Annotated in this window: 26 protein-coding genes; 12 read left to right on the top strand and 14 right to left on the bottom strand. The window is 38.5% G+C overall.

Annotated elements, in window-relative coordinates:
• Nucleotides 1-11: 11 nt before the first annotated feature.
• The 8 genes from ACMCNP_RS06335 to rimO all read right to left on the bottom strand — a co-directional run bounded on the left by ACMCNP_RS06335 (nt 12) and on the right by rimO (nt 8,528).
• Nucleotides 12-836, bottom strand: a complete 825-nt coding sequence (locus ACMCNP_RS06335) for an FAD/NAD(P)-binding protein (RefSeq protein WP_419315348.1) — start codon at nt 834-836, stop codon at nt 12-14.
• Nucleotides 837-898: 62 nt separating this feature from the next.
• Nucleotides 899-1,921: a 4Fe-4S dicluster domain-containing protein gene (locus ACMCNP_RS06330; protein WP_419315346.1), complete on the bottom strand. Its 1,023-nt coding sequence runs from the start codon at nt 1,919-1,921 to the stop codon at nt 899-901.
• 39 nt (nt 1,922-1,960) lie between these two features.
• Entirely contained in the window at nt 1,961-2,860 is a 900-nt protein-coding gene (locus ACMCNP_RS06325) for a 4Fe-4S binding protein (protein ID WP_419315343.1), read from the bottom strand.
• A gap of 96 nt (nt 2,861-2,956) precedes the next feature.
• Entirely contained in the window at nt 2,957-3,409 is a 453-nt protein-coding gene (locus ACMCNP_RS06320) for a hydrogenase iron-sulfur subunit (protein WP_419315341.1), read from the bottom strand.
• Nucleotides 3,410-3,488: 79 nt separating this feature from the next.
• Complete coding sequence (locus ACMCNP_RS06315; protein ID WP_419315338.1) at nt 3,489-5,471, bottom strand: 4Fe-4S dicluster domain-containing protein; 1,983 nt, start codon at nt 5,469-5,471, stop codon at nt 3,489-3,491.
• Nucleotides 5,472-5,620: 149 nt separating this feature from the next.
• Nucleotides 5,621-6,493 (bottom strand): CoB--CoM heterodisulfide reductase iron-sulfur subunit B family protein, encoded by an 873-nt coding sequence (locus tag ACMCNP_RS06310; RefSeq protein WP_419315335.1) that lies wholly within the window; start codon nt 6,491-6,493, stop codon nt 5,621-5,623.
• Between the two features lie 31 nt (nt 6,494-6,524).
• Nucleotides 6,525-7,073, bottom strand: coding sequence for a 4Fe-4S dicluster domain-containing protein (locus ACMCNP_RS06305; RefSeq protein ID WP_419315332.1), 549 nt, complete (start codon nt 7,071-7,073; stop codon nt 6,525-6,527).
• A gap of 96 nt (nt 7,074-7,169) precedes the next feature.
• Nucleotides 7,170-8,528, bottom strand: a complete 1,359-nt coding sequence (gene rimO, locus ACMCNP_RS06300; protein WP_419315329.1) for a 30S ribosomal protein S12 methylthiotransferase RimO — start codon at nt 8,526-8,528, stop codon at nt 7,170-7,172.
• A 111-nt stretch (nt 8,529-8,639) separates the two neighbouring features.
• On the opposite strand from rimO, the gene ACMCNP_RS06295 reads away from it, so the two are divergent.
• The 4 genes from ACMCNP_RS06295 to ACMCNP_RS06280 are packed head-to-tail and all read left to right on the top strand — an operon-like array spanning nt 8,640 to nt 13,229.
• Entirely contained in the window at nt 8,640-10,070 is a 1,431-nt protein-coding gene (locus ACMCNP_RS06295) for a TolC family protein (protein ID WP_419315325.1), read from the top strand.
• Nucleotides 10,071-10,072: 2 nt separating this feature from the next.
• Nucleotides 10,073-11,263, top strand: coding sequence for an efflux RND transporter periplasmic adaptor subunit (locus ACMCNP_RS06290; protein ID WP_419315322.1), 1,191 nt, complete (start codon nt 10,073-10,075; stop codon nt 11,261-11,263).
• Nucleotides 11,264-11,944 (top strand): ABC transporter ATP-binding protein, encoded by a 681-nt coding sequence (locus ACMCNP_RS06285; protein WP_419315320.1) that lies wholly within the window; start codon nt 11,264-11,266, stop codon nt 11,942-11,944.
• A 49-nt stretch (nt 11,945-11,993) separates the two neighbouring features.
• On the top strand, nt 11,994-13,229 hold the full coding sequence (locus tag ACMCNP_RS06280; RefSeq protein WP_419315317.1) for an ABC transporter permease: 1,236 nt from the start codon (nt 11,994-11,996) through the stop codon (nt 13,227-13,229).
• A gap of 49 nt (nt 13,230-13,278) precedes the next feature.
• Here ACMCNP_RS06280 and ACMCNP_RS06275 read toward each other — a convergent pair whose 3' ends face one another.
• Nucleotides 13,279-13,605, bottom strand: coding sequence for a hypothetical protein (locus tag ACMCNP_RS06275; protein ID WP_419315314.1), 327 nt, complete (start codon nt 13,603-13,605; stop codon nt 13,279-13,281).
• 155 nt (nt 13,606-13,760) lie between these two features.
• Between ACMCNP_RS06275 and cysE the strand changes: the two genes are divergently transcribed.
• The 6 genes from cysE to der all read left to right on the top strand — a co-directional run bounded on the left by cysE (nt 13,761) and on the right by der (nt 19,372).
• A complete protein-coding gene (gene cysE, locus ACMCNP_RS06270; RefSeq protein WP_419315311.1) occupies nt 13,761-14,411 on the top strand; it encodes a serine O-acetyltransferase in 651 nt (216 codons plus the stop codon).
• Nucleotides 14,412-14,431: 20 nt separating this feature from the next.
• Nucleotides 14,432-14,920: an RrF2 family transcriptional regulator gene (locus ACMCNP_RS06265; RefSeq protein WP_419315307.1), complete on the top strand. Its 489-nt coding sequence runs from the start codon at nt 14,432-14,434 to the stop codon at nt 14,918-14,920.
• Nucleotides 14,921-14,959: 39 nt separating this feature from the next.
• The gene (locus ACMCNP_RS06260; RefSeq protein WP_419315304.1) at nt 14,960-16,129 is read left to right on the top strand and encodes a cysteine desulfurase family protein; all 1,170 of its coding nucleotides are present in this window, start codon (nt 14,960-14,962) and stop codon (nt 16,127-16,129) included.
• An 8-nt stretch (nt 16,130-16,137) separates the two neighbouring features.
• A complete protein-coding gene (mnmA, locus tag ACMCNP_RS06255; protein ID WP_419315301.1) occupies nt 16,138-17,238 on the top strand; it encodes a tRNA 2-thiouridine(34) synthase MnmA in 1,101 nt (366 codons plus the stop codon).
• Nucleotides 17,239-17,363: 125 nt separating this feature from the next.
• Entirely contained in the window at nt 17,364-18,041 is a 678-nt protein-coding gene (rnc, locus tag ACMCNP_RS06250; protein WP_419315298.1) for a ribonuclease III, read from the top strand.
• A complete protein-coding gene (gene der, locus ACMCNP_RS06245) occupies nt 18,038-19,372 on the top strand; it encodes a ribosome biogenesis GTPase Der (RefSeq protein ID WP_419315295.1) in 1,335 nt (444 codons plus the stop codon). Before rnc ends, der begins: the two co-directional genes overlap by 4 nt.
• Here the strand turns inward: der and ACMCNP_RS06240 are convergent.
• The 4 genes from ACMCNP_RS06240 to ACMCNP_RS06225 all read right to left on the bottom strand — a co-directional run bounded on the left by ACMCNP_RS06240 (nt 19,365) and on the right by ACMCNP_RS06225 (nt 23,356).
• Nucleotides 19,365-19,661: a hypothetical protein gene (locus ACMCNP_RS06240; RefSeq protein WP_419315293.1), complete on the bottom strand. Its 297-nt coding sequence runs from the start codon at nt 19,659-19,661 to the stop codon at nt 19,365-19,367. The two genes, der and ACMCNP_RS06240, sit on opposite strands and share 8 nt — an antisense overlap.
• A 53-nt stretch (nt 19,662-19,714) precedes the next feature.
• Nucleotides 19,715-20,602, bottom strand: coding sequence for a CoB--CoM heterodisulfide reductase iron-sulfur subunit B family protein (locus tag ACMCNP_RS06235; protein ID WP_419315290.1), 888 nt, complete (start codon nt 20,600-20,602; stop codon nt 19,715-19,717).
• Complete coding sequence (locus ACMCNP_RS06230; protein WP_419315287.1) at nt 20,599-21,597, bottom strand: succinate dehydrogenase/fumarate reductase iron-sulfur subunit; 999 nt, start codon at nt 21,595-21,597, stop codon at nt 20,599-20,601. The genes ACMCNP_RS06235 and ACMCNP_RS06230 overlap by 4 nt, the downstream gene beginning before the upstream one ends.
• A gap of 85 nt (nt 21,598-21,682) precedes the next feature.
• On the bottom strand, nt 21,683-23,356 hold the full coding sequence (locus ACMCNP_RS06225; RefSeq protein ID WP_419315285.1) for an FAD-binding protein: 1,674 nt from the start codon (nt 23,354-23,356) through the stop codon (nt 21,683-21,685).
• Between the two features lie 157 nt (nt 23,357-23,513).
• On the opposite strand from ACMCNP_RS06225, the gene ACMCNP_RS06220 reads away from it, so the two are divergent.
• Together ACMCNP_RS06220 and moaC are read left to right on the top strand one after the other, a co-directional pair.
• Nucleotides 23,514-25,151 carry a peptide-binding protein gene (locus ACMCNP_RS06220; protein WP_419315282.1) on the top strand — a complete coding sequence of 546 codons (1,638 nt, stop codon included), beginning with the start codon at nt 23,514-23,516 and terminating at the stop codon, nt 25,149-25,151.
• Nucleotides 25,152-25,180: 29 nt separating this feature from the next.
• Nucleotides 25,181-25,672: a cyclic pyranopterin monophosphate synthase MoaC gene (gene moaC / locus ACMCNP_RS06215; RefSeq protein WP_419315279.1), complete on the top strand. Its 492-nt coding sequence runs from the start codon at nt 25,181-25,183 to the stop codon at nt 25,670-25,672.
• Nucleotides 25,673-25,703: 31 nt separating this feature from the next.
• On the opposite strand, the gene argC is transcribed toward moaC, so the two are convergent.
• Nucleotides 25,704-26,819 (bottom strand): N-acetyl-gamma-glutamyl-phosphate reductase, encoded by a 1,116-nt coding sequence (gene argC / locus ACMCNP_RS06210; protein ID WP_419315276.1) that lies wholly within the window; start codon nt 26,817-26,819, stop codon nt 25,704-25,706.

The following is a 26,819-nucleotide window of genomic DNA, read 5'->3' as shown; positions in this document are numbered from 1 at the left end:
GTATATTGGCGTTAAAAGTCGTCAGGAAGACTTTCGATCTCCTTCGCCGTGAAAACAGGACCGTCTTTGCAGACATAAACACTCCCAACGTTACATCTCCCGCACTTTCCCAGGCCGCATTTCATTCTATTCTCAAGCGTAGTAATAATATCGCCTTTATCAAAACCCATTTTTTCCTCTAAAGACTTTAATGCAAATTTTATCATGATAGGAGGTCCACATACAACGGCAATGGTATTTTCCCCCTTCAGAGGCAACTGCTCTAAAACAGTTGGAACAAAACCGACTTTTTCTGTCCAATCCGGGGTTTCTCCGCCGGGATCTACGGTAATAACCACATCCGTATTTTCATATTTTCTCCAATCTTCAAAAATAGTCTTATACAGCAGATCGCCTACTGACCTTGCGCCGTATAAAACAGTTATCTTGCCGTAATCGGCGCGTTCGTCAAGACAATATTCTAAAATAGATTTCACCGGCGCCATACCGATACCGCCTCCGATAAAGACAAGATCTTTCCCCTTCATCTTAGATGTATCGAAATGATTTCCGTAAGGTCCCCTAAAGGCCAGCTTATCTCCGGGATTTAGACCGTTTATACCGGTAGTCGCCCTCCCGGAAGACCGAAAACTAAATTCGAAATACTCTTTCCTAAGCGGTGATGACGAAAATCCGAAAGTCGACTCGCCTTCTCCAATAAAAGAAAATTCTCCAAACTGACCCGGTAAAAAAAATATACTACCATTATCTATGGTAAGCCGCACCGTTTTAGTATCTACAGTTTCCTGAATTATCTCTTTTATCTCCGCCAACTTCGGTAAATAAATATTTTTCATTAACTATTTACTCCTGCTACAGGTTAAAAAATAAAAAACTTTACTTATAATTATCGATGATACTAAGCCAATTTTGCCAAATCCTGAACTACTTCCTTAATATTGATATCCTGAGGACAATTTCTCGAACACCTTCCGCATCCCACACATAGATACTTGTCAAATTTTTCGCTGTAAATTTTAAATTTGTGCATAAGCCTCTGTCTATACCTATCTCCTTGTGTATTTCTAGGATTATGTCCCGACGTATGAAGAGTAAATATGGCAAACTGACATGAATCCCAGTTTCTAATTCTCTTACCTTCCTTCATATCTCCTTCATCCTGGATATCAAAACAATGACAAGTAGGACATGTATAGGTACATATTCCGCACCCTATGCAGGATAAAAATCTGTCCTGAAAATAATTATGCTTAAAATTTTTATCTAAAAAACTCTTAGCCTTTTCTATCTCAAAAATCTTCTTCCAGTCTTTATCCGGGGGGAATTCATCCTTGGTTATTTCCTTAAACAAATTCAAGTAAGACTTTACCAGTTCCAATCCCTTATCGCTCACTATGACGACAGCATATTTATCTCCGGTCTTTTTAAGAAGCACGTCGGAACCGTGAGAGCTCTCAGGAGAAAGCTGCATTTCCGTACAAAAACAATAATCGTCAGGCTTTTCACATGCAATAGAAACTATCGTCAAATTTTTAAACCTTTCGTTAAAAAAATCGTCTTTATAGCCCCAATTAAAAACCTTTTCCATAATCGGCCCGGCACCGGCATCGCAAGGTCTTCCACCAAAAATAACCCTCTTCCGATTTTCTCCCTCAACCGACTCTATCCCGTCTTTTATGTCTATATCTACGCCGGAAAAGGAATATTCGAAAAGAGTCTCTGTTTTAGGAAGAAGGTACTCTTTATAAGATATTTTCGGCAAAAGAATATCTAAATTAGCATCATCAAACTTGCCGATTTTACCGTAAAAGACATCTCCGTCCCTATCCATCGGCGCAATTATTTCAAAATTATCCTTTATCATGGAATCTACAAATTTTTTAAGATCTTCCGCCGAAATTTCATAGTATTTTTCTTCCATTATGATAGATTCTCCTACATCTAACCTTATTTATTTTCTTTATTTTATAAAATCATTAAAATCGCTTTCGTTAAAAACTCCGAATACCGGCTTGGCATCGATATCAAGCCCCGATTTATATCCAAACAGGTCATGCGTACTCCTTGCCATTTTTCCATTAATCAACATAAGGGGAATATTCACCGGGCAAGCACGCTCGCATTCGCCACACCTTATACAGCGTCCCGCAAGATGGTAAGCCCTAATCAAGTTCCACTGAGCATTGCCAATCTCGCCAAAATTTGTGTCTATCCACTGCGGCATATTCTTTTCCACAATGCACCTGGAGCAATAGCATAAAGGACAAACCTGCCTGCAGGCATAGCACCTTATGCACTTATCAAACTCCTTCTCCCAGAAGACATCCCTTTCCTCAGAACTCATAGAATCGAGTTCTTCTATTTTTGCAAAAGGCTTAATATTGCCTGATATACTGATCTGCGGGTCGGCACATTCGATAAGATAATCATGTAATATAGGAGTATGCTCGCTGCACATAAGACACTTGTCATAAACGGTATTTTCGGAAAGATCGGTCTCACCCTTATCGGCAAGGTCCTGCCTTATCACACCGTTGCATTCGACACCGATTATCTTTATATTTTCTCTTGAGACTTGATACTCTTGTATCAGAACATTAAGTGCTTTTTCATCGCAACCCTTAACAACTATACCTATCCTGCCGAATTTTTTAACTTCCTGTTTCTTCAGGAATACAGCCAAATCTTGCACGGAGTGACGATTAAACGATAACTTGTCCACGTCCTCCGGCTTCGTAACGAACACAGGACGCATTTTTTGTGGGTGTGACCCCCCGGTATAGCCGATTATTAGGCTAACTTCCTTACTTTCTAAGAGGTCCCTTGCTATTTTTTGCAACTTTTCATCTATGTTTGCCATATGATATCCCAAAAGTTAATTTTAAACTTACTTACACCATCCCTTTCCAACTTCCGCATAAAAAAGAAACGGGCAGAGACTAACGTTTAATTTGTATTATTTTTTAAATATATCGTTTGAACTATTTTTCAGCGATTTAATTTTATCGGTAAATTCATTAATTATGTGAACCCATTTATTACCCTCTGAAGCGCTAACCCATGAAAACTCTACCCTATTCAAATCAACCCCGAGAAAACCCAATAAATTTCTAAAGATGGCATACTTCCTTCTCGAATGATAATTTCCGCTTATATAATGACAATCTCCAGGATGGCAACCTGAAATCAATACGCCCTTAGCACCTTTTTTGAATGCTTCCACGATAAATATAGGATCTATCCTTCCGGAACAAGGAAGCTTGATCACCCTCACATTATCAGCATACTTCATTCTGCTCGTCCCGGCAAGGTCTGCACCGCTATAAGTACACCAATTACAGACAAATGCAATAATTCGAGGGTCATTATCACCGCTCGTTTTTGCAAGCTCTTCTTTTTTATCTTCCATTTCTGGCAAACTCCTTTTCACTGATTTTCATATTTATTTCTTGCCGCTTACTGTGACGGCTTGCTATATATTTTATGAATTAAACAGCCAGCGATCTAATCTCGGCATATATTTGATCGTCCATAAATCCTTTGACGTCTATAGATTTAGAGAAACAAGCGTTTACGCATGCCCCGCATCCCACACAAAGTCCGGGATTAACATTAGCAACGACCTTTATTAATTTTCCGCTTCTATCCTTGATATCTTTTCCGCTAATAGCACTGTACGCACAAACCCTCCTGCAATAAAAACAGGCGACGCAGGTTGCTTCGTTAACGCTGGCAATAGTCCCTTCTACCTCATATTCGTCCTTTGAAAACAAACCCAGTATTTTAGATGCCGCCGCCGAGCCGGAAACTACCGATTCCGGAATATCCCGGGGACCCTGAGCCATACCGGCAAGAAAAATCCCTGCGGTAGAAGACTCTGTCGGACGAAGTTTAGGATGAGATTCTGTATAAAAGCCATATTTATCATAAGATATTCCAAGCATCTGAGCTACTTTATCTGACCCTTTCTTCGGTATTACACCCGTTGCAAGAACAACCATATCCGCCGCAATCTCCACCTGATTTCCGGAAAGAGTATCCGCACCTCTGATGATAAGCTTGCCTTCGTCTTCATAAATTCTAGAAACCCTACCCCTTAAATAAATAGCGCCGTCCTGCTCCATAGTTCCTCGGACAAATTCTTCATACCCCTTACTCGTAGCCCTTATATCTATATAAAAAACATAACTTTGCGAACCATGAACCTTATGTGCAAATAATTTTGCATGTTTTGCCGTATACATACAACAGACCTTAGAGCAATACGGGACTCCTTTTTCTGGGTCTCTCGAACCTACGCATTGAATAAAAACAATCGTCTTAGGAGTTACTCCGTCGGAAGGCCGTTTAATAAGTCCTTCCGTGGGACCGGAAGCAGACAAAAGCCTCTCAAACTGCAAACCGGATACAACGTCTTTATATTGACCGTAACCATATTCGCCGTATAAAGAATTTTCCATGAGATCATAACCGGTTGCGGCAACAACTGCACCGACCGTTTCTTCCACTACTTCATCCTGCAAATTGAAATCTATGCACTTTGGACCGCATGCTTCATAACATTTGACGCATTTTCCCCCTTTTTTAAAATGGAGACAAACCGCCCTATCTAATGCAGGAATCAGCGGAACTGCCTGTGGAAAAGGAACATATATAGCTGTCCTTTCGGAAAGGTTTACGTTAAATTCGCTCTTTACATTCTTATGCATCGGGCATACATTCCAGCAATTGCCACATCCTGTACAATCCTTTTCGACGACACTTCTTGCTTTTTTCTTTATTTTAATCTTAAAATTACCAATATATCCTGATACATCGGTAACCTCAGAATAAGTATATAATTTTATATTGGGGTGCTGATTTACCTCAACCATTTTAGGTGTCATTATGCAACTAGAACAATCAAGCGTCGGAAACGTCTCGTCCAACTGTATCATTCTCCCGCCGATAGACGGCTCTTTTTCGACAAGTAAGACCTCAATGCCACCGTTAGCAATATCTAAAGCGGCTTGTATTCCGGATATTCCGCCTCCTATAACTAGAGTTTTCTTATGCAAGGGAACCTTGACGTCGTCAATAGATCTATCTCTTTTGACCTTCTCCACCATCATTTTCATTAGATCTACCGCTTTTGAGGTAGCCCTCTCTTTATCGTCGTGAACCCAAGAAACCTGTTCTCTTATGTTTGCAATTTCAACGAAATAAGGGTTTAGACCCTCCTTGACGGCAGCTTTTCTGAATGTATTTTCATGCATATGGGGAGAACAAGCAGCAAGGACCACACCTGTAAGATTTTTTTCTTTGATAACGTTCCTTAAACTGTTCTGTCCGGGATCCGAACACATATATTTATAATCTACGGCACTAACGACGCCGGGGATTTTTGACGCCTCATCCCTGACCTTTTCCACATCTACGGTTCCGGCAATATTAGAACCGCACCAGCACACAAATACGCCTATTCTCGACATAACACTTTACCTCGCTCGGATAACTCAATTTTTACTTAACTAACTCTACTTATCATACTATTTTTATGCAAACCTAAAGATACCGTTTATATAACTACCCTGTCAAAATGCAGATTATTAACCACATAAATCCGGACGGCAAGTTATCTCTATAATTCCTTAATCTTCTTTAGAACCTTATCTGCCGCAACCATATGACCGTCTATTGCAAGATCTTTGGGATCTATTCCAAATGAAAGCCCTAAAAGTTCAGTTACGAAAAGGACAGGCAAACCGATTTTCTCACCATATTTTCTCTCTATCTCCCTCTGCCTCACATCCAAATTTGAATGACAAAGCGGACAGGCAACGACTATGAGATCTGCTCCATGTTTTTTAATATCGTATAAAACATTGCCGGTCAAAGTTGTTACGACATCCGGGTTGGAAAGAGAATTAATGGCACCGCAACATTCGGTCTTATAAGAATAATCAACCGGATCGGCACCAGTCAGTGCAACCAAATTATCCATTAATACCGGATTCTCTGGGTCATCGAACTGCATAATCTTTGGGGGTCTGACCAATAAGCAACCGTAATAAGAAGCCACTTTGAGACCCTTTAACGGTTTCTTTACCGTAGATTTTATTTTGTCTTCACCCACTACGCCGCTTAAAAACTCAAGCATGTTATTTATATCAATATCAGCAGCATAAGGCATCCCTAAGGAGTTTACAACCTTGTCTTTCAGAATATCATCCGTTTTAAGTTCATAATCAGCCGTTTTAAGCCTATTAGAGCATGCGGCGCACGGAGCCAGAATAGACTCGTATCCTCCGCTTTCCGCTATAGCAAGATTTCTGGCCGGAAGAGCCACGGAAAGATTGTGATTTATGCTATGTGCCGCCGAAGCTCCGCAACAATTCCAATCTGGAATTTCTTTAATTTCTATATCTAATACTTCAAGAATTTTTAATAACGACACTTCATATTCAAATGATGTTCCCTTAAGCGAACATCCAGGATAATATGCTAATTTCATTTATATAATTTCTCCCGGTAATTTTAATGTTTTACTCAAAGTCCTTAAAAATCTTGGCTATTCGGTTTAAATCAGATATCTTTTCCCCATGCATTTTAAGTTTGCCCTTTTCAATCATTTTTGGAGCCAAAAATACGTCTCTGAACAGATGTCTCGTTTTTAACTTATATTTACCTACAAGTTCTAATTCAAATATTCTCCCGTTTGATTTTACGTTATTCAAGAAGACTTCGTGAAACATTCGAATCTCTTTTTCGACTTTTGAATTAATGCCCCTCTTCTCGGCTATTTCCCGCAATACGTCCATAATTTCAGCAACCTCAAAACCCTTTGGGCATCGTGTGGAACATGTGTTACACGAAACACAGAGCCAGATGGTTTTGGAATTAAGCACGGTATGTTCCATGCCGAGTTCCGTCATTTTTATAATCTGATTCGGGGTATAATCCATCTCAAAGTTTACCGGGCAACCGGCGGAACATTTTCCGCACTGATAACACTTAGATAATTTATCATGAAGCATTGACTCTACTTGTGATACAAAATTTCGTCTATTTTGTTCATTTATGACTATTTTCATTCTCTTGTACCGATAATTTTTATTTGGTTATACCTTGGCATTAATATTTTTTAAAACGGTTATTAAAAAGGTAACTTTTGTCATTTTAGTTTATTTTCAATCTTTAGTCAAGACTTTTAATGCTTCGTAGGTACCTAATAAATCATAACCCTTTATTTTCGTTATCTTAACCGGCAAAAACCTTTTTTTTAATTTTATTTCGAGCCCGTCGTTTGAATTTACTGTGTATAGATATGTGCATCCATCGACATCAGGAGACTGAAAATATGTCCTTGCCTTTATTGTTTTATCGCCGACCTCGTCGATTATGGCATTATAGGTCTTGCCAACGTGTTTTGATAATATTTCAGGCAAAAGACCCTTTTGTGTTTCCATTAATAACCTATATCTTTCATTCTTGATTCTGCCATTAAACTTAGCAGGATATTCGAAGGATAGCGTGCCCTTTTCATCGGAATATTTAAATACCCCCATGTTGTCAAATTTAACGTTTTTTACAAATCCCAGGAGCTTCTCGAAATCACTATCGGTTTCTCCCGGAAAACCAACGATAAGGGATGTTCTGAGAGTGATATTCTCTATGCCGTCTCTTAATTTTTGTATTAACATATCAATGTCTCTTTCAGTATCCCCTCTTTTCATAAGATTTAGAACGTTTCCGCTTATATGTTGGATCGGCATATCAATATACTTTAAGATTTTTTCTTCATCCCTTATAATGCTTATTAGTTCATTAGTGAATAAACTGCTCTTAGGATAAAGATAAAGTATCCTTATCCAGCTTATATCTTTAACCCTTACAAGCTCTCTCAGAAGTTTGTATAATCCATTTTTTATATTTAAATCCATACCGTAGCAGGAAGAATCCTGCGATACTATTATAAGCTCTTTAACCCCCGCTTGCGCCAGATATTCGGCTTCTCTCTTAATTTCATCTATAGGTCTGGATTTATAGCGCCCCCTAATGGACGGAATAGTGCAAAAAGAACAGGTTCTGTTGCAACCCTCTGAAATTTTAATATATGCAGTTCTTTCTAGATTAAAGTGTTCTCTTTCGAATTTTTTTAAATCGCCGGAATTTTTCTTTATATTTTTTTTGCCGGAAAGGGCGGCGATCTCTTTAACTATTTTATGTTCATCAAACGTAGGTAAAAACAGATCTACTTCCGGCAATTCATCTTTAAGAACGGCTAAATTGCTATTTACCATGCATCCCGTAACTACGATGTATTTAGGGCTCCCATTTTGTTTTTTTTGTATTACCTCCATGATAACGCCTATGGATTCTTTTCTTGCCGCTTCTATAAACCCGCAGGTGTTGATAACGCAAACGTCGCAAGCGTCTGAACTATCGACAAACTTTATGCCGATGTTTTTAAGTCCTGTAAACATTTCTTCGGAATCAACCTGATTTTTCGGGCATCCCAAACTTATAAGATTAAAGCTAAAAGACATTTGATTTAATCGATCTTTTAAATTTATATTTTATGATTGTTGACAAATGACCTTAAGGTCATTACAATGATAATATAAAACCTAATCTAAAACCAGCAAAAATTAATAAACATGCCAAATTCTAAGCCCATAGATAGATTACCGACAAGTTTATTTTTTATTCTATTCATTTTTGCCTTTTTATTGATTATATTGCCGAGCCAGGATAAAACCTCTTTTGCCGCTTCGATTAACTTGAACGGGGGTATCGTCGGCTTAAAAACCGGTAAAAAGATAGATTTAAGAGAGGCTCTGTTACTTACTCTCAAGAGATATCCCGGGATAATGACGTCGGAATACTCTTATAAGGCATCCGTATATGCTAAAAATCAATCGCTTTACCTATATTATCCTCAAATTTCCGGGGTTGCCAATTTTTCAAAAAATTCCTTTATGAATGTTAACAACAACGGCATAATTTCTAACAGACAAATATCTTACCGATCGGGATTAAATTACTCCATAAGGAGCTATTCCGGAAGTATCAACGCAACATACATGCTTTATTCTTTCGGTTCGCGATACTACGACTATCTCAATGCTAAATATCAAATGAAGGCGGCAAAGTCCGAATATAATTACGCGGTAAACAGTAACCTTTACAAGGTAATACTTAATTTTGCAACATATTTTGAAAATAAAAATTTAATGAAAACCGATAAGGAAAATCTGAAAAACGATAAAATTCAGTATAAAGCCGCTGCCGCATTTTATAAAGTAGGAACCGGAGACCTTTTAGATGTAAAAACGGCGAAGGCGACGATGGAAAAGGCAAAGGCGACATACATAAACTCAATATTTAACGTAAAAATTGCGAGACTTGCGCTTTTGAATTCCATAGGGCTTCCCGCGTCTAAAAAATACCATTTCATAAATACGCTTGACTTTAAATCTCTCCAAAGTAAACTTGCCAACCTCATAAAAACGGCAATTAGGTTTAATCCGCGTCTAAAGCAGGCTATTTATACCCTAAAAGCATCCAGGGCTTCGGTAAGACAAGCTATCAGCGGTTATTTTCCGACCGTTAACGTCGATTTATCATATACGGGGGAGAATTCTTCGTTCCCGCTAAACAGAAACTATTCAGTGGGACTGTCCGTTTCTATACCTATTTTTAACGGGTTCCTGACTAAAAATAGAATTGACAGGTCTAAGGCTGTGTTAAACGGCAATATCTGGAATGAACGACTATCCCGAGATAATCTCATTTATAATATTTCCAGCGATTATTACGCTATTTTAAGCCAATATTCAAGGATAAAGGCGTTAAGGTCATCCGAAAAGGCGTTTAAACTCGCATACAAGCTTGCACTGAAGGGTTATGAAGTCGGCATAACCCCTATGGTTCGGTTAATAACCGCAAATGCTGCCTATACATCGGCGGAAACGAATTATATAAATTCCGAATATACTTACTATTACATGAAGGCAAAACTCTATTCTGATTTAGGATTAATGTTGAAACACTACGTTAAACAAAAAAATATAAAAGATAAGGGATGAAAATGAAAAATAATAAAAAGATAGTTTTAATAGCATTAGCTATTTTATTCGTTATATTTATTTCTTATTATTTTATAATCAAATCCGGAGTAAAAAAACAGACTTACGAATTTTATACCATGAAACCCATAACGATACGGAAATACATTACGGCAGACGGTACGGCAAATCCGATTAATACGATAAACGTCGGCGCGCAGGTTTCGGGAACGTTTTCAAGGCTTTTTGTCTGGTACAACTCAGTAGTAAAGAAGAGACAACTTCTTGCCGAAATAAACCCGACGCCTTTTATTTTAAGGATTGATCGGGATAAGGCCAATCTCTCATCGGCGAGGGCAAGCGTTTCAAAGCAAAGAGCCATTGCGGATTACGGCAAACTGACATATATAAGAGATAAGGAATTATGGAAAGAAAACCTTATATCTCATGCAACAGAACAAAATTCTTACAGTATTTATCTTCAGAACGCAGCTCAGCTTAAGTACTTAGAAGGTGCCGTTAAAGCCGCCGATATTCAACTTAAAATAGATAATATAAATCTTTCATACACCAAAATATATTCCCCCGTAAACGGTATAATAATAAACGTTAACGTGGTTGTCGGTCAAACCGTAGCTTCAAATTTTCAAACCCCTAATCTTTTTACGATAGGAAAAGATCTTACCGAAATGGAGATAGATACGACGACCAACGAGGCGGATATAGGAGAAATAAAGAAAGGCGACGAGGCATCCTTTACTTTATATGCTTATCCGGATAAAATATTTCAAGGTTATGTGCATAATATTAGAATAAATCCCACGACCGTTTCGGGAGTAGTAAGCTACAACGTCACGATATATTTTAAAAACAAAAAGAGATTAGCCCTTCCGGGAATGACGGCAATTTCAAAAATTTACGTTTCGGAAGAAAAAGGGGTACTCGGCGTGCCTAATTCCGCCTTACGGTTCATTCCGCCCAACGAAAATAAACATGTTTTGAACGACTTATCCAAAAGACTAAAAATTGGAGAAGGCGTCATATGGATATTGAAAAATGAAAAACCGAAACCGGTTATTGTCAGGCTCGGCATAAATAATGACGATTATACCGGGATTATATCCATGGCCATTAAAGCCGGAACTAAAGTGATAACAGGCGTAGAATCAGACTATCAAACGGGGGGAAGGCATAGAAGGAGGTTCTTCTTTTAAATGGTAAATACATCGCTTATAAGGCTTGAAGATATAGGTATGATTTATAAGATCGGAGATATTCCATACGAAGCGCTGAGGGGAATATCTCTTAAGATAAATAACGGAGAATTTGTTTCAATAATGGGGGCATCCGGTTCCGGCAAATCTACTCTTATGAATATATTGGGCTGCCTCGACAAACCTACCTCTGGAAGTTATTTTTTAGAGGATAGGGACGTATCCGATTTAACATCCGATGAGCTTGCAGAAATCAGAAACAAAAAAATAGGATTCGTTTTTCAGGGATTTAATTTGGTCCAAAGGCTTACTCTTGTTGAAAACGTAATGCTACCGCTTTATTATTCGGGATTTCATTCCAAAGAAGCCGAACATATGGCATCGGAAACTTTAAAACTCGTAAATCTTTATGAAAAAGGAAACAAATTCCCAAACCAGATATCCGGCGGAGAGCAGCAAGTAGTGGCTATCGCAAGGGCAATAGTAAATGACGCGCCGATGATTATAGCGGATGAACCTACCGGCAATCTTGACTCCGTCAGGGGATCAGACGTGATGAATCTCTTTTTGAAAATAAATGCCGAAAGGGGCTCTACTATAATTTTAGTAACACACGATAAAAATATAGCCGATTACGGAAGAAGGCTTATTACTATGAGAGACGGGGCAATTATATCTTAGAGATGAGTATCGACGACGGCAATATTATAACCGGAGCGAAGAAAAGACTATGAAGCAAAAAAAGGTAAAATTTGCATTTTTTTTAGACTTGGAATACGCTTATAAAACTCTCTTAAGAAACAAAATAAGGTCTCTTTTAACAATACTTGGAATAATTATAGGCGTAAGCTCGGTTATCGCAACCATAAGCATAGGACAGGGAGCCTCCGAGGCAATACAAAACTCAATAAATTCTATGGGCTCGAACTTGCTTTTCGTACTCCCCGGTTCATCTTCTTTGGGCGGCATTCATCGCGGATTCGGAATACTACCGACGTTAACCCTGAACGATGCATATGCAATTAGAAAACTCCCTGCCGTAAGAACCGATTCGGGAATGCTTAACGCAACCCAGCAGGTTATATGGCGAGGCAATAATTGGGCGACATTGATTGACGGCGCGAACTCGACATTTACGACGATAAGAAGCTGGTCAGTCGCAAAGGGGGTATTCTTCGATCGGCGGCAAGTGACGTCAGTCGCAAACGTCGCCGTCATCGGCGATACCGTAGCGACTAAACTTTTCGGACTTATGGATCCCGTAGGGCATATAGTACTCATACACAACATTCCTTTTACGGTAATCGGCGTTTTATCTGCCAAGGGCTTTAACGCATTCGGCAGGGATCGAGACGACATCGTGGTAATACCTATTACCACGATGTTAGAAAAGATTGCAGGGACGACATGGGTGCGTGCTATAGCTGTATCCGCAATATCCAACAAAGATACCATAAGGGCACAATCGGAAATTACCGCGCTCCTAAGACAGAGACATCATATTCCGTTACATAAGCCTAACGACTTCTTTGTAAGAAATCTTTCTGAAATTGCGAAAACCGCAAATTCAAGCGCGGATACGTTTACTATTCTTCTCGGAAGCATAGCCGCCATATCTTTACTCGTCGGAGGAATAGGAATAATGAATATAATGCTGGTTTCGGTTACGGAAAGGACTAAAGAAATAGGGATAAGAATGACCGTGGGGGCGAAGAAAAAAGATATCTTGAAACAGTTCCTGATAGAATCTTCGGTATTAAGTCTTTTCGGCGGATTACTTGGTGTAGGCTTCGGAATAGGCCTTTCCAATATGATATCTTTATTATCGCCGCTCAAGACCATCGTCACGACGGAACCGGTTGTGATTTCTTTAATATTTTCTTTGGCGGTAGGAATATTCTTCGGTTTTTATCCTGCTTACAAAGCCTCCAGAATGAATCCTGCCGAGGCATTGAGATACGAATGACTTTTATGCAATTTATTTAAAAGGAGATATAAAGGATTTGACCTTTACGTTATTCTAAACATTTTTCAATTATATCGTCAAATACGGAAGCATCGGGACTCACTCCATCATATGGTATGGCACCCGCCGCATTAAGCTTATTAATAAAATCTTCTCCGGAAACATATATGGTATTGGATGGTTCTATCTCTTCTCCGTTTACTATAACGCAAGGCCCGTCGAGGTCGTCTTTGCCTCTAAAATCAGACGGTATAATCGAAATTTTGACGTTTTTAAAGGTGGAAATAATAAGCCACACTACGGAAGAGTACATTTTACATCTACCATGCGGAGGACATTTGGTAACGATTTTTACTTCTACCGGCTCTTTTTCCATTGCGACCGCCTTATATCTTATTGTTTTTTGTCGTTCCTGCAGTTATTGAATCATTATACTATAATATAGTATAAATGCAAATAATGCTTACGCACTTTTAAATTATTTGCATTTCTGTTATATTAATTAATATAATATATATAGAGAACTATAAGATGCTAAAGACTTTAAGAGAAAATATAAATATCGTTTACGAAAGAGACCCTGCGGCAAGGAATGCTTTAGAGGTATTGCTATGTTACCCCGGCCTTCAGGCGGTATATTCTCACAAAATCTCGCATTTTCTATGGGAGCATAAACTAAGGCTTTTAGCGAGGCTCATATCTCAGTTTTCTAGGTTTATAACAGGCATAGAGATTCACCCGGGAGCAAAGATAGGCAAGAGATTTTTTATAGACCACGGAATGGGCGTAGTTATAGGGGAGACATCTGAGATAGGAGACGATGTTACAATTTATCATGGCGTAACCCTTGGAGGAACAAGCTGGAAAAAAGAAAAAAGGCATCCCACAATAGGGGATAGGGTTATAATAGGAACCGGCGCAAAGATATTGGGACCCCTAACTATCGGAAATGATTCTAAGATAGGGGCAAACTCTGTCGTCGTAAATGCAGTTTCGCCTCATTCTACGGTTGTAGGGATACCTGCAAAATCTACAAAAAGAGATGAATCGGAGGTCCATGATAATGTCGATCTTGAGCATGACAGGCTGTTTGACCCCGCTTTTTACGAAATATTGCTTTTAAAAACCAAAATATCGGAACTTGAAGCAAGGATTAAAGATATAGAAAATCACAATAATTAAATTAATATATAAGGTAACGAATGAAACTTTCATCTAAAGGACAATATGCGGTCAGGGCTATAATAGATTTGTCGTATTATTCAAAAGACAACATGCTGCCCGTGAGCTTAAAGGATATATCGACAAGAGAATCTATCTCTATACATTATCTCGAACAGATATTCTTTATCTTAAAAAAAGCCGGGATAGTCAGAAGCCTGAGGGGACCTAATGGCGGATATCTGCTTAATAAAAAACCGTCCGATATTTTAATAGGCGATATAATATCTTCGGTAGAGTCTATTGATATCATGAGTTGCACAAGTAAAACCGAGAGTAAAAAGGAATGTGACAGAAAATCTATATGTCTTGCCTTTGATATGTGGAATTCTATATCGGGCAAAATAATAGAATTTCTTAACTCCATTACGATAGAAGATGTAATAAGCGAATATAGGTATAAACAAAAAACGATGCATAAATTATCTGAAAAATCCGCAGAAAACAGCACGGAAACAAAGAATTGCTGACTATCTATTGGATTAAAAACATTAACGTTAACTTACCATATGCCCAGAATTTATTTAGATTATAACGCTACTACTCCCTTAGACCCTTCGGTCTTAGAAGAGGTGATAAATACTTTAAAAAACTATCCGGGGAACCCTTCTTCCGTTTATGAAGAGGGAAGAGCGGCAAGGATCCTGATAGAGGACTCCAGAGAGTTCGTTAAGTCGTTTCTTGATGCCGACAATTCCGGGGAGATAATTTTTACCGCATCCGGTTCGGAATCCATTAATCTTGCCGTGTCCGGTTCCGTTTTTGCGTACATGGAAAACGGAGAAAAAAAAATACCCCACATTATAACATCCCAAGTTGAACACCCTGCCGTCCTTAATACGTTTAGATTTTTAGAGCAACAAGGGGTCGAAACTACCTATATAGGCGTCAACGAATTTGGAGAATTGCTTTTAGACGACCTCCTGTCTTCTATAAAAGAAAATACCGTTCTTGTCTCTATAATGGGAGCAAATAACGAAACCGGAACGATATTTCCAATAAAACAAATATTAGAAGAGGTAAAAAATATAAGGGAAGAGGTATTGTTTCATAGTGATATAGTGCAGGTTATAGGAAAAAATAGTTTCAGCATTAAGGACATACCGCTGGATTTGTGCAGTTTTTCCGGACATAAATTTTATGCATTAAAGGGATGCGGAGTTTTGTATATTAAAAAAGGAGTAAAAATAAATCCTATAATACACGGCGGACATCAAGAACGGGGTTTGAGGGCAGGGACTGAAAACACGGCGGGCATTGTTTCAATAGCGAAAGGATTAGACGTCCTTAAAACCGGCATGAATGAAGAATTAAAAAAAATAAATACTCTCGGAAGCCTATTCTTAGATAAACTTTTTTACAGCATAGAAGGCATTAAGCTCAACGGGCATCCGGTAAACAGATTAAAAAATACCATAAACGTATCTTTTGACGGCGTCAAATCGGAGACACTGCTGTTTAATCTTGACCTTTACGGAGTCAGCGCCTCCGCCGGTTCTGCCTGTAATGCGGGAGTAATTTCGCCGTCCCACGTCCTAAGGGCTCACGGTTACGACATTAAAAGAATAGAATCGGCTATAAGATTCAGCATAGGGAGATTTACGACCCGAAACGACATAGAATACGCCGTAAGTGCCATTAAAAAGGGCGTATTAAAATTAAGAGCCAATCCCTTATAAAAATATAAATGCTTCTAAAAACACAAAAAACCGTTGCCGTCGCCATGTCCGGCGGCGTCGATAGCTCGGTAAGCGCAGTTCTTCTTAAAAAAAGCGGATATCCGGTGATCGGCGTCTCTATGCATTTATTTCAGGAAGAGCCCGGTTCTAACGACCTCAAAACGTGCTGCAGTACGGATGATATATTGGACGCCAAAAGGGTTTGCGCCAAATTAGGTATACCTCATTTCGTTATAAACCTTGAAAATGAGTTTAAAACCGGCGTGATTGATCGGTTCGTCTCCGAATACCTCGTCGGAAAAACCCCTAATCCTTGTATTTTATGTAATTGTCTTATAAAATTCGACGCACTGCTTAAAAGAATAAAAGAATTGGATGCAAAGTTTCTGGCAACCGGGCATTATGCCCGTATAACAAAAAACATTTTTAACAAATATTTTCTCTTAAAATCAAGAGACTCGGCCAAAGACCAGTCTTATGCGCTATACGATATGACACAAGAAAGCCTTAAAAACATCATATTTCCGGTAGGCAATATGGACAAAAGATATACAAGAAAAATTGCGGTGGAAAACGGGCTGGGCAAGATAGGGGTTAAAAGGGACAGTATGGAAATATGCTTTATTCCGGATAATGATTATGCCGGTTTTATTGGCAAACAAAAGAATTATTCTTGCAATGATTCACGAGGTAAGGGTTTGATTAGGGATTTAAACGGTAAGGTCATAGGTGAGCATAAAGGCATATTCAATTATACCGTTGGGCAGAGAAAAGGGCTCGGCATATCCTCCGGCACCCCCCTTTACGTCGTAAAAATTTCTGCCGAGAATAACGAAATAATAGTCGGGGATTTAGAAAGCTGTTTTGCAGATAATTTATATATTAATAATTTTAATTTCATAGACCCAGAAGACAGGGGCAGACTGTCAAAAATGAACCTGACGGCAAAGATAAGATACTCTTCCTTGAATTATGGATGTGAGGCGTCCGTTTCTGAAGGCAATACAATTAGAATTGTATTTAAAAACAGGGTTAAATTTATAACGCCGGGACAATCCGCCGTATTATACAAAGGGATCAAGGTAATAGGCGGCGGAATTATAGCGTAAATAACAGTTTTGAAATCATCAATCTGTAAAGCCGACGAAATTAAAGATATCTCTTTTCAAAAAAGAATAGAAACGAGGTATATGGATTGGAGGCAAATCTACGATTGTATATAAAAGGTCATAATATGGATTATGTTACAATAGAACATAGAATAGGCTATTCATTCAACGACAAAGATTTGATAAATTTCGCATTTACGCATAAATCGTCAGATCAGCTTAAAAATTATGAAAGATTGGAATTTTTAGGCGATGCGGTGATAGGTACGGCGGTAGGAGAATATTTATATTATAATTTCCCCGATTTACCCGAAGGAGAACTTTCAAAATACAGGGCCATACTCGTAAGGCTGGAAAATTTATGCAAGATGGCGGAGGGACTTAAAATTCAGGAATTTATTTTAAAAGAACGGGATGACGATACGATGAATAAGGTGAACAAGAGAATTATAAGCAATGTTTATGAGGCTGTAATAGGGGCCATATTTATAGATTCGTCATATGAGAAGGCAAAAGAAATACTGTTATCTCATATCTCAAGATTTAATCCGGACATTAATGAAGAGATTATTGTAAATGTAGATTTTAAAACTACTTTGCAGGAGGCAATTCAAAAAAAAACAGGTAATACCCCTAAGTATCATGTAATCGAAAAAAAGGGACCCGACCATCATTCTATTTTTACGGTATGTGTTAAAATAGATAACGAAATTTTCGGATACGGGGATGGTCCTTCTAAAAAAAACGCAGAGCAGAATGCTGCAAAAAAAGCACTCAAAAAAATTTCGAGGAAGATTAAATGATAAAAAAGAATGATTTTTTCGTAATATTGATAGGGAGACCTAATGTCGGCAAGTCCACGATATTTAACAAAATACTTGGCAAAACTTCCGCCTTATCTTCAAAAATTGCAGGAACCACGCTAGACCTTAACATAAAGGATATCTCTTACGGCGAAGCCGATTTTCTTATCTCCGATAGCGGTGGATTTAATATTTCTCCGGCAACCGAGATCGAGAGAAAAATTAAGGAAAAAGTCTTGGAATATTCTAAGAAGGCAGGTGTAGTTTTATTTGTAGTAGATTACAAGAGCGGATTTGTACCTGAAGACAAAGAGATTTATCTTAACTTAATTAAAAATGAAGCAAATATTATCCTTATCATTAATAAAGTAGATTCATTAAAAGATGTAGGAAATGCTCTTGCCGAATTTTCAAATTTAGGCATAAAAGAAAGTATCACCATAAGCGCAGAAAGGGGGATCGGCATAGATGAAGTGCTCGAAGGGGTAGCCAAAGAAATAAACCTAAAAAGACCTGTTAAACCCATAAAAAATTATGAGAGAGACGCTTTTAAAATTGCGATTATAGGAAGACCCAATAGCGGAAAGTCGACATACATAAACTCCGTATTAACGGAGGATTTGCTTTTTGTGGACGAGAAACCTCACACGACGAGAGACTCCATAGATACCTGTATCAAATATAAAGGATATTCGATAACCCTGATAGACACTGCCGGGATCAGGAAAAAATCCAGATTAGACGTAAATCCGGCGGCTTTTCAAGAACAGAGCATGAGTCAAATAAAAAGAGCCGACGTAACAATAGTCTTTATAGATGTTAACGGGGATATAACCCGCGATGACCTTTCGCTTTTAAAAAGAGTCGTATTGGAAAAGAAAACCCTCATGATAGCTTTCACCAAATGGGATTTAAAAGATAAAAGCGGCGGGGTTGCAGAGTTAAGAAAAGACATTCTGTTCGAACTAAAAGAGTTTTCCGGAATACCCTTTATATTCATTTCATCTAAGGTGAATAAAAATTTATATAAACTGTTAGATTTATCGATAGAAATAAATAATACGAAAAAAATGAAAATAAGGACAAAAGATTTTAACGGATTTATAGAGGAGGCAAAAACAGATAGCAAAAACTCCAGAATATATAAACATATAAATTATGGAGTTCAGAGGGAGGGCGAAGATATTCCGACATTCCTTCTATTTACAGGCAACAAGGGAAAAACATTCGGCATGGCAGATATAAAGTTTTTGAGAAATAGCATTAAAGAAAAATTTAAGATAAAATCAAATGTAGAAGTGATTATCGAATATAAAAAATATACTACTTAACCTTCTCTGAAAGCTCGTCTAATTTATTCTCTAATTTTTGAATTTTCTTTGTAAGCTCCTCTATATCGTACGTTGAAGCAAAATGCATCTCGTCTAATAAAATATCGGCTAATTTTTCTTTTACGGCTTTAAAAATAACACCGGATTCATATTGCAGCGTTTCTATAATCTGATCAGCCGCTTCCCTACTTTCTTTATCAGATATATCAACATAATCGTCCAACTTTTCCTGAGCAAGAATAGAAATACCCTTAAGCGCTTTAAGAACTAAATTTATATTATCCGACATCTTTACCTTCCTCATTAAAATAATTTATTAATTTAATTAAATACAAACAGCTATCAAATCTCATTTTGTCTTATTTTTGCCATAACACTTCTAAGGGATATATTATGCCTCGAAAAACCCATTTCTGCATAATCCCCTCCTAACGCAAGCCCTATTAACTGAGGGAGATGTATTATCGGTAAAGACAATTTTTTGTTTATGTTTTTTGCCGCAACGGTCTGATATGTATCTAAACTTAAATGACAAAGCGGACATGGAGTAACCATAACGTCTGCCTCTTTCTCCTGTGCTTCAAAAATAGCGTTTCCCGCTAATGAAGTAGAGGTGGCTTCGTTTACGAGTATCGTCTGAAAACCGCAACATTTTGTTCGGCGAACATAAGACACAGGCTCCCCTTCCAGCACCTTTATCAGTTCTTCCAATCCCCTCGGATTTTCCACGTCATCGAACTTTACCACGCTCGACGGTCTTAATATATGGCAACCGTAAAATGGGGCAATGTGAACCCCCTTTAAGCTCCTCACTGCTTTTTGCTTAAGATTATCAAAACCCACATCGTCTCTTATCGCATACAATAGATGCTTCACCTTAACCTTTCCTGAATATTTGAGACCTATTTGCGCAAGATATGCATTCGTCTTTTCTAAAGATTCCGCATTATTTATCAACTCCTCGTTAACCTCGCTAAGGGTAAGGGTACAAGTATTGCAAACGGTCATTATATCCAATCCTTCCTTTTCCGCCAACGCAAGAGTTCTACCGTTAATAAAAAGTTTTAAATTTTCGTCGAATCCATCTATAACGCCTCCGCCGCAACATGAAGCCTCCGGCATCGGAATCAGATTAATATCTAATTTTTTTGCAATAAATTTGGTCGTATTATCAAGTTCCTTCCCGCTTTCCTGAGCTACACAGCCGGGATAATAAGCATAGGTAATCATTTTTCCTCCAGGTCCAATATCTTATACGCAAGTCTTATATCTTCCATATCTTTTATTAATTTAAGCCTGATGGGCGGAATCTTCCCTTTAAGTCCGGCACCGAAAGCCATCGGCAAATCGTTTATAAGCCCTGTAATACCGCCGGTATCTAAAGCGACCTTGATTTCGTCAAGCCCCCCGGTCTCTCCGATAGATTTAGCTATTGAAATAATATGCTTTGCGCCATTTGAAAAATTTATAGAATTTTTTATTGCCTTTTCATGCAGTTTTACTATTGATTTCACGGGCGAGATCCCCTTAGGGCAAAATTCTTCACACGCCTGACAGTGAACACAATCCCACATACGGTTCGGTTTGGAACCGTTTACGAGACGAGATCCGTTTTTATCGTTATCTCTCGGGTCTTCGCTATATCTGTAAAGTTTAGCTAATGCGGCGGGGCCTAAATAATCTTTATTTCCCGCTACGCCTCCGCACTCAGAATAGCAGCATTCGCACAAAATACAATTAGGCGTATCGTTATTTCCGGTTAGATTTCTAAATTCAGACTTATAAAAAACAGGCTGGGTTATCTTCTCCCCTTCTTTTAAGGCATGAAAATCGTCGACATGTTCTCCAACGTCACTCTTGCCCATAAGATACGGTTGAATCTCCTTGATCTTGTCGAAAAAACCTTCCTGTTCTACTACAAGGTCTCTGATTATCGGCATATTGGAAAGGGGGTCTATTTTTATAATCCCGAACTTTTCTATTTCGGGATTAACCTGCGTTTTACATGCGAGCTTAGATATGCCGTTTATTTTCATTGCACATGAGCCGCATATTGCGCTCCTACACGACCTCCTAAAACTCAGCGTCCCATCAATCTCCGATTTTATATTAATCAGTGCATTCAAGACGGTCATGCCGGGAAAATCTTCCAGTACATAGTCTTTATAATAAGGCTTGTCGTCAAATTCCGGATTAAATCTGTATACTTCAACCTTAAATTCCATTATATTTCCCCTTCACATAGCATTAATTAAGTAAATCTTTATATATTTAAATCGTAAATTATACTCACCCGAATTGAAGTAGGCATCAATATGTTCTCGGTTTAGGTTCAAATTTTGAAATAGAAACATTTGAAAAATCAAATTTTATATTCCCCTTATCGTCCAAGGTCGCTAATGTGTGTTTGAGCCAATTCGCATCGTCTCTTTCCGGAAAATCGGTCCTGTAATGTGCCCCTCTGGATTCTTTTCTTGAAACGGCTCCCCTCGCTATAACTTCCGCCATCAGCAAGATATTGTTAAACTCAAAAGCTTCTACTATATCGGTATTAAACGTTTTAGATTTATCGTCTATGCCGATACTTTTGGCGCGTTCCTTAAGTCCTTCTATTTTCTCAATAGCTTTTTTCATGGCTATTTCTTCCCTAAAAACCCCGACATCGGCTCTCATTTCTTCCTGAAGCTCCGCTTTAAGCAAACCGTGTCTTTCTTTTCCGGAAGATTTTTTAAGGTTCTCAAAAATTTCCTCGTCTCTTTTTAATATCGATTCATCAAACTTGCCGTAAACAGCCCCTTTTATATATTCGGCAATATCTATACCAGCCCTTCTTCCGAATACGACGGTATCAAGCAGGGAATTGCCTCCAAGCCTGTTAGCCCCGTGAACGCTGACACATGCAGATTCTCCTGCCGAATAAAACCCTTCGATTATCGTTCTGCAGTTATTATCAGTTTTTATGCCGCCCATTGAATAATGAGCACCCGGCCTTATAGGAATCGGCTCGTAAATAGGATTAACTCCTTCAAAATCTATAGAAAGCTGCATTATTTGCGGAAGTTTTTCCATAATCCTTTCCTTGCCGAGATGACGAACATCCAATAATATAGCCCCGTCAACACCTCTCCCCTCGTTTATCTCAGTCTGTTCGGCTCTGGCTACTAAATCCCTCGGCGCAAGCTCCATGGTTTTCGGAGCGTACTTGGACATAAACCGAACACCAAGCGAGTTCAAAAGATAAGCACCTTCACCCCTTGCACCTTCGGTTACCAATATCCCCGTGCTTTTAAGTGTAGTCGGATGGAACTGAACGAATTCCATATCCATAAGCGGGATACCCGCCTTAATTGAAACAGCCATGCCATCTCCGGTATTTATAAGCGCGTTCGTATTGGACGAATAAACTTGCCCATAACCGCCGGTAGCAAACAATACCGCCTTCGCAGAAATACCTTCAAACTTTCCGTTTTTTATATCATAAGCAACTATACCGCTCACTTTCCCGTTATCAACGACTAAACTTGTAACGAAATATTCATATAAAATTTTAGTATTATATTTAAGGACGTTATCGAAAAGCCCGTGGAGCATCATATGTCCGACTGCATCTGCATAGTAACAGGAACGCGGAAAACTTTGTCCGCCAAACGGCCTTTGTGCAATGCCGCCGGCATCGTTTCTATTAAAGACGACGCCCATTTTCTGAAGCTCCAATATATTTGCGGATGCCTCACTCGTTAAAATCTCAATGGCATCCTGATCTCCCAGATAGTCGCTACCCTTAACCGTGTCAAAAAAATGCGATTCCCACGAATCGTTTTCATCAAATGCAGCGTTAACCCCGCCCTGTGCCGCTCCGGAATGAGACCTTGTCGGATAGACCTTGCTAACTATTATTGCATCTATCCCTTTTTTTCTAAGTTCAACGCAGGTTCTCAATCCTGCAAGCCCCGCTCCTACAATAACTACGTCATGCCTTAACATTCATCTGCCCCTATTTTCTATAATCTTTACTTTAATTTATAATGTAAAAAATATTTTTTTTACATTATAAATTAAACCGCACCTATTTGCAATAAATTTTTTATACCCTTGTTTTTTCTTGAAAAAATGTCTTATAATTTGAGATAATAAATAGGGTATGATATTAAAAAATAAAACAAAATTTATACGTGTTTTATCGACATTTTCTGCCTTGTGCTTATCCATTATTGCTTCGGCAACAGTTTTAAGCGGATGCCGCGTATATAAAGAGCAGGGCAAGACCGGCATTAACGCATTAAAAAATACGTTAATTATCGGACTTCCGGCGGATGCTACCAATCTTATCGGCAATATGGCGGCAGACGCCCCTACTGCAGAAATAACATCTCAGATTTATGACGGTCTTATTCGCTATAACAGAAATCTCAAGATAGTTTCAGACTTGGCAAAATCATGGAAAATCAGCGACGGCGGAAAAATAATAACGTTTTACCTACGCCGCAACGTCTACTGGCAAAACGGACAAAAATTCACCGCGAAAGACGTTCTATTTACATACCGCTTAATGGTAAATCCTAAAACCCCTACCCCATATGCCGCCGAATATCTTAGGGTTTACAAAGCTAAGGCTATCGGAAAATATATCTTTAGGGTAGTTTATAAAAAACCTTATGCACCGGCTTTATCTTCATGGGGATTAAGTATTTTGCCGGAAAAATTACTCAAGGGAAAAAACCTCATGACTACTAAGCTCCGGAGCCGCCCCGTCGGTACGGGACCATACGAGTTTTATAAATGGATACACGGATATGAAATCATATTAAAAGCAAACCCGCATTATTTTATGGGCGCACCCCATATAAAACGATTGATATATAGAATAGTTCCTGATTCTTCCGCCATGTTCTTAATGCTTAAATCAAACGGCATAGACTATATGGGACTAAATCCTATACAGTTTAAATATGAATCGGATAGTAAAAAATTTCTCTCCCGGTATGTGAAATACATACACCCGTCTTTAAGCTTCACATTCTTGGGATACAATCTTTTAGACCCTCTCTTTAAGAGCATCAAAGTTAGGCAAGCTTTAAGCTATGCCGTAAATAAAAAGGAAATAATAAAGGGAGCGCTTCTCGGACTCGGGATGCCGTCCTACGGATCTTTTATGCCGGGAACATACTTTTACAATAGAAATATAAAGAAATATCCCTATAATCCCCACAAGGCATTAATGTTATTAAGTGAAAAAGGGTGGCATTTAAAAAATGGGATTCTAAGAAGAAACGGGGCTCCGTTTAAGTTCACCATATTGACCCCCCAGGGAAATCTTGAAAGGTTATCTGCGGCTGAAATTATGCAGCAGAATTTTAGAAAAATAGGTATTAAGGTAGACATAAGGGTTATGGAATGGACGTCTTTGATATCGGAATTTATTATGAAGAAGAGGTTTCAGGCGGTTCTTCTCGGGTTTACCATAACCCCCGACCCGTATGATAACGCTTCTATATTTATGAGTTCCGATATTGTCCCGAACGGCTTGAACTTCACATCTTTTAAAGATGCAGAAATAGACAATTTATTCAGAAAAGCCCGCTCGACGTTCAATCTAAAAAAACAAAGGAAATACTACTTTAAAATACAGAGAATTATTGCAATAGAAGCACCATATACCTTTTTATATATACCATATGCAATGCCGGTAGTAATGGCCGACATTCATGGCATCAAGCCGGCTCCGGCAGGCATAGGATATGACATAAGAAATTGGTATTATACCGGTTTTACTTATTAAATTTTTAAATTAAAGAAGGAGGAATGTTTATGAAAAAAGAGGGAGCGGAATTAACTCACATCGACGAAAAAGGCATGCCGAAAATGGTAGATGTTTCAAAAAAAATAGAAACAGTCAGGATTGCAACCGCCCACGCAAAGGTATCAATGTCTGAAATAGCATTCGGTCTTGCCGTAAGTAAGGGCGGTAAAAAGGGGGATGTATTCGGTACGGCTAAAATTGCGGGCATTATGGCGGCAAAGAAGACTTCCGGCTTAATTCCCTTATGCCATCCGTTAAATATTGAAGACTGTAACATTATATTTGAGCCGAATGAAAAAGAAAACACGATAGATATAAAATCAATAGTCAAAATATCCGGTAAAACCGGGGTTGAAATGGAGAGCTTGGTTGCATCGTCCGTCGCCGCATTGACCGTCTACGATATGTTAAAGGCTGTAGATAAATCCATTGAAATATCCGAAGTTTATCTTATTGAAAAAGAGGGCGGAAAAAGTGGATTATACAGGAGAGAAAAGTAGGGATTAAGGGATATACCCCTTATTACAGTAATTACGGAAACGGAGAATACCCCGGTATCCCGAAATCGGGTTCGAGATCAAACATGAGGTTCATATTCTGCATAGCCTGCAATGAAGCCCCTTTGCCCAAGTTATCTATGGCACTTACGATCTTTATCATTCTTTCGTTTTCGTTTTTACCTATTTCGAATGCTATATGACAATTATTAGAATAAATCACATTTTTTATACTGCAATCCTCAATGTTTTTTAATATTGAAACAAACGGACTGTCGCTATAAAAAGCATCATATATGTTAAATATATCGTTTTCCGATATATCATCCTTTATTTTCAAATATATCGTGGTCAATATACCCCTAACGACCGGAATAACGTGCGGAGTGAATATAATATTCGGCAAAGCAGGGTCTCTCTGCAAATCATCGGATAAATTACCGCCGCTTAAAAATGCTCCGACTATTTTTTCCTTAATTTCCGGGAGATGCCTATGCGTCCATACATTATAGGCATTAACCGAATTTTCTACCTCACAAAAAATATTAAATAATTTCGCCCCCCTGCCCCTGCCGGAAATTCCGGATAACGAATCAATTATAACTGGATTTTTAAAATCTACGGCATCTTTGAAAATGAGGGGTAACGTCGGTAACAGTGCTCCGGTCGGATAGCAACCGGGGTTAGAAACGAACCGAGAGTTTTTAATTTTATCGTAAAAAATATCGCAAAGACCGTAATTAAATTCAGAATTGAGCTCATTAGACGAGTTATTCTTTCCGTAAAACTCTTCATACGTTTTTAAATTATCAAACCTATAATCGGCCCCGATATCTATTATTTTCGTCTTACTGCTTTTTTTTATAATATCGGAAATGAGCTTAGAACTCTCTCCGTGAGGCAGACAAAAAAATATGATATCGGAAGACAAAGCTATATCGTCAGCATTAAAAGAGCTGAATTGCATATTGGACAGAGGATTTTTTTTATGCCCGGAATTTGCAAACAACGGAAATATTTCCGAAAGTTTTTTACCGGAAAAACTCTGCGATGTTATAAGGGATATAGAAACATCATGCCTTAAAGATAAGGCATGCATTAAATAAATACCGCTATAACCGGATGCGCCTACGATGGAAACTTTTATCAT

The sequence above is a fragment of the Candidatus Acidulodesulfobacterium sp. H_13 genome (genome assembly GCF_048541835.1).
Taxonomy (GTDB): domain Bacteria; phylum SZUA-79; class SZUA-79; order Acidulodesulfobacterales; family Acidulodesulfobacteraceae; genus QIJE01.
This window is presented reverse-complemented; position numbering and strand designations above follow the sequence as displayed.